General features: G+C 57.8%; 4 protein-coding genes. All 4 read right to left on the reverse strand.

The features are described from left to right. Window positions 1-214, reverse strand: a 214-nt coding sequence (locus tag KB554_RS13120; protein WP_211036485.1) for a hypothetical protein, incomplete at its 3' end; no start/stop codon positions are given. A gap of 47 nt (window positions 215-261) precedes the next feature. Beyond that, entirely contained in the window at window positions 262-861 is a 600-nt protein-coding gene (locus tag KB554_RS13125; protein ID WP_211036487.1) for a sugar transferase, read from the reverse strand. Window positions 862-1325: 464 nt separating this feature from the next. Further along, on the reverse strand, window positions 1326-1721 hold the full coding sequence (locus KB554_RS13130; RefSeq protein ID WP_211036486.1) for a hypothetical protein: 396 nt from the start codon (window positions 1719-1721) through the stop codon (window positions 1326-1328). Between the two features lie 28 nt (window positions 1722-1749). After that, window positions 1750-2883, reverse strand: coding sequence for a transcriptional regulator (locus tag KB554_RS13135; protein ID WP_242116384.1), 1134 nt, complete (start codon window positions 2881-2883; stop codon window positions 1750-1752). Between the last annotated feature and the right edge of the window lie 575 nt (window positions 2884-3458).

Genomic DNA, 3458 nt, shown 5'->3' on the forward strand with positions numbered 1-3458 from the left:
CCTGGCTCTCTTCGTACTTCCGCTTCAGACGCTCAGCCTGCTCCGCCGTAACCCCTCGAGCCAAAAGCTCCCTGCCGATCTGATGCTCGCTCTTGCCGTTCCGGCGACCTTCCAAAGCATACTCGAGTACCGCTTCGTCGCTCAACTGGGCATAGGAATAAATACCCGACAATAAAAATCCCGATAATAAGAAAATACTGAAAATCCTATTCATGAATTGTCCTGTTGTTGGCTGATCTGTATTTTGTCCGGATGTGACCGTCAGAATTTTTTCCCGAACACGATCGAGCCGAACGTATTCGCGAGAACCTTGAAGTCGAGCCACCAGGAACGATGGCCCAGATAATAGAGGTCGTATTCCAGACGGCGCAACATCTTCTCCATCGTATCCGTATATCCGTTGTATAGCGTCGCATAGGAGGTTACGCCCGGACGGATCTGGTATAGATAGATATAACGCATGTCGTGTTCGAGAATCTGGTCGATATAGAACTTCCGTTCGGGCCGGGGGCCGATGAAGGCCATGTCGCCGCAGAAGACATTCCATAATTGCGGCAGTTCGTCCAAATGGTGCGCACGCAGGAAACGCCCCACTTTCGTCAGACGCGGATCGTCGTCGCCTCCGCTATGGCTCAGCTGGGGGCCGAATTTTTCGGCATCGAGCCGCATCGAACGGAATTTGTAGATGTTGAACGGCCGTCCGAACCGCCCGATTCGCTCCTGTTTGAAGATCGCGGGACCGCCGTCCTCCTGTTTGACCGCGATGTAGCAGATCAGAAACAACGGTGAGAATACGATCAGTGCCACAAACGCCAGAATGCAATCGCCGATGCGTTTCACCTGCCGCGAGAACGACGACATGCCGTCCGGAATGAACCGGTCTTTGGGAACGTACCGGCTTACGGGGGTTGAAATTTCGATGTCTTCATCGAATTTCGGATGCTCCCCCCCCCTCAGTTTGTCGGTCCACCGCGCATAGGCGCTCCGATCCACCGCATCCGGCATCCGGACCAGCAGATACGATGCGGAAATATGTCGTACGACGATCGCCCGCTGCAACAACAGCGGCACGGTATCCTCCCCGACCTGCGTGCAGGGCATTTGCAGTTTTTTCGAAAATCCACGCAAGCTCATACAGCCCTCGGATTTCACGAACAGCCGCAGCCCGAAAGCCGACAGACCGTATGCGATCCACGTGCTCGCCGAATCCAAAAAGTAGAGATGCAGATAGCTGCCGTCGTTTTTGCACTCGTTGATCGTAATGATTCCCGTATCCATATTTTCCCAAGACTTGATAGAGGCGTTTGATTCTTGAGCCGGAAAAATCACGGTCTGTATTCCCCGACCTTCTTCCGGTACCAGCGTCGGTATTCGTCGAATGAGAGCTCCGGAACGGCGAGGATTGTGTATTCGGGTCCCGGGGAGCGGAGGATATGGCGCCGGACGTATTCGCGCAGCCTGTCGTCCTCCACGGAGGCCATCACCACGGGAAATGGGAACTCCCGGAACCGGAACACGGCCGTCTCGCTCTGCGGAAACAGCCGGCACATCTGGCAGGCGGAGCGTTCGAATGCCACCCAATAGGCTCCTGCCCCGTAAAGGTGCACGGACGCCGTGTTGTCCTTTTCCCGGTCGAGAATCTCTCTCCCGTGCGCCGCCAGAAAGGACATCAGCCTCAGTCCCGCCGGCTCCGCAGATCGTCTTTCGCGCGTGTCGTACATGATTGTCGTCCTGAATGGTTCGGGGGAATCAGCGGACCTCCGGCCGTGTGTCTTCACCCAGCCAGCGGTCGAAGTCCTCCAGCCAGCGCATGAGCCGCCGTTTGCTTTTCCGCGGCGCCGGCTCCTTCCGCCAGCCGTCGATGATGGCGTGCGCCCGGTCGCAGCAGTCCCGACTGCCCGTACAGCCGTAGAGGGTGACGAGCAGCAGGGCGCGGGACTGCTCCGCCTTCACGTGCGAAAGCTGCTCCCGGACCGTTCCGAGCAGGCGCTCCAGCGCCTCTTTCTCCACAAGGATCGTATAGGCCGGCAGCAGCAGCGCCTGGAGCTTGCTGCGCAGCACGTCGCTCTCCGTCCGCAGCCCTCCGCAGAGCCGCAGCGCCTCGCCGGCCAGCGCCCTGTCGTCGTCCGTCGCTCCCTCCGGGCCGTGGTGGCGTCCCAGCGCCCCGTGCAGCCCTTCGAGCAGGCGGTCGTTGTCCAGACTCTCATAGACGCGCTTGCCCGCTTCGTGCAGTCCGATGACTTCGTACTCTCCGGGGCGGACGTGCAGCAGGGGAACCCACATCCAGTTCTCCACGCATACCACGATCTCCCTGCGTCCGCCCCCGGGCCGGACGGCCACACGCGCCTCGACGCCCTTGAAACGCCCCGACGTGATACGCACCCGGTCGCCCTTCACGGGCAGCGGCGCGTCCGGAACATAGACGGGAAGTTCGTCGGAATAGGCCCGCGCCACCCATTGAAGATTCCGCATCGCCTCGTCGGACAGATAGGGGTAGTATTCCTCCCTGCCGTCACGCACGCGGGGCAGGAAGTTGTATTGGGGCAACTGACGCTTCAGCCGGAACAGCTCGTTTTCCGACGAGCGGATGAAGACGTAGTTGTAGAGCAGGGGACGGCGCGTATTGACCGGACGGCCGTTTTCGTGACGCACCTCCACATAGGAGGGGGCGAAGAACTCGAACGGCGGTTCGCCGCTCCGCAGACGCCGTTCCTGTTCCTGCCGGAGCCCCGGAGCGGGCCCCCGGTGACACACCGGAAGCGTCAGCACGTACCACCGGACGACCCGGCTGTTCTTCCGCGCTGCGAGCTGTCCGGAAAGCGGGGCGGGAAAACTCCCGTCGCAATGCCCGGACAAAAGGTCCGTTCCGCTCTTGTCACACATCTCTTTCTCTCGGATTCAGATACTTCGAAGCCATATCGGCATACGGTCGTTGTATGCTGATAATTAATTATTTACAAGAATTCGTGATGACATTCCCGAAAATTTGTGTCCTGCACCGACCCGTCTCCTCCGGAATACGGCTCTCCGAAGCCGCATACCGTCTCTATATAAGAAACGGTACGGAGGGAACAACACGTTTACAACCAACATATTACGGATTCATGAGGCGGTCTGTTCCCGGTAAATACGGCGTAAAAAATCCCGATCGCAGAGCAGATCGGGACCGATTCGTGACCGGATCGGAACTGTCGGATGCCTCCGGTCGGCCTGTGTATATAATATTCTGATTTTCAAATATATTCTTTTGAGGGGGGGGGGATTTTCGCCTGAAAAACGAGCCGCAATATTTGGTTATTTATAAAAAAGTACCTACTTTCGCCGTGGAAAAGTACCGTTTCTTATATAGAGACGGTACTTTTTTCGGTATCCGTATTTCGATAACGACGACGTATTTACGACGAGGGAAACGGGCGTTTTTTCCGGTATTCTCGCGGGAGAACCGACGTATCCGGGTC

It is taken from the genome of Alistipes sp. Marseille-P2263 (assembly GCF_018101075.1).
In the GTDB taxonomy this organism is placed as follows: domain Bacteria; phylum Bacteroidota; class Bacteroidia; order Bacteroidales; family Rikenellaceae; genus Alistipes; species Alistipes dispar.

Coding starts and splice junctions, on each gene's coding strand:
- KB554_RS13135 (WP_242116384.1), bottom strand. CDS start 2,883: ATGTGTGACAAGAGCGGAACGGACCTTTTGTCCGGGCATTGCGACGGG.
- KB554_RS13130 (WP_211036486.1), bottom strand. CDS start 1,721: ATGTACGACACGCGCGAAAGACGATCTGCGGAGCCGGCGGGACTGAGG.
- KB554_RS13125 (WP_211036487.1), bottom strand. CDS start 861: ATGTCGTCGTTCTCGCGGCAGGTGAAACGCATCGGCGATTGCATTCTG.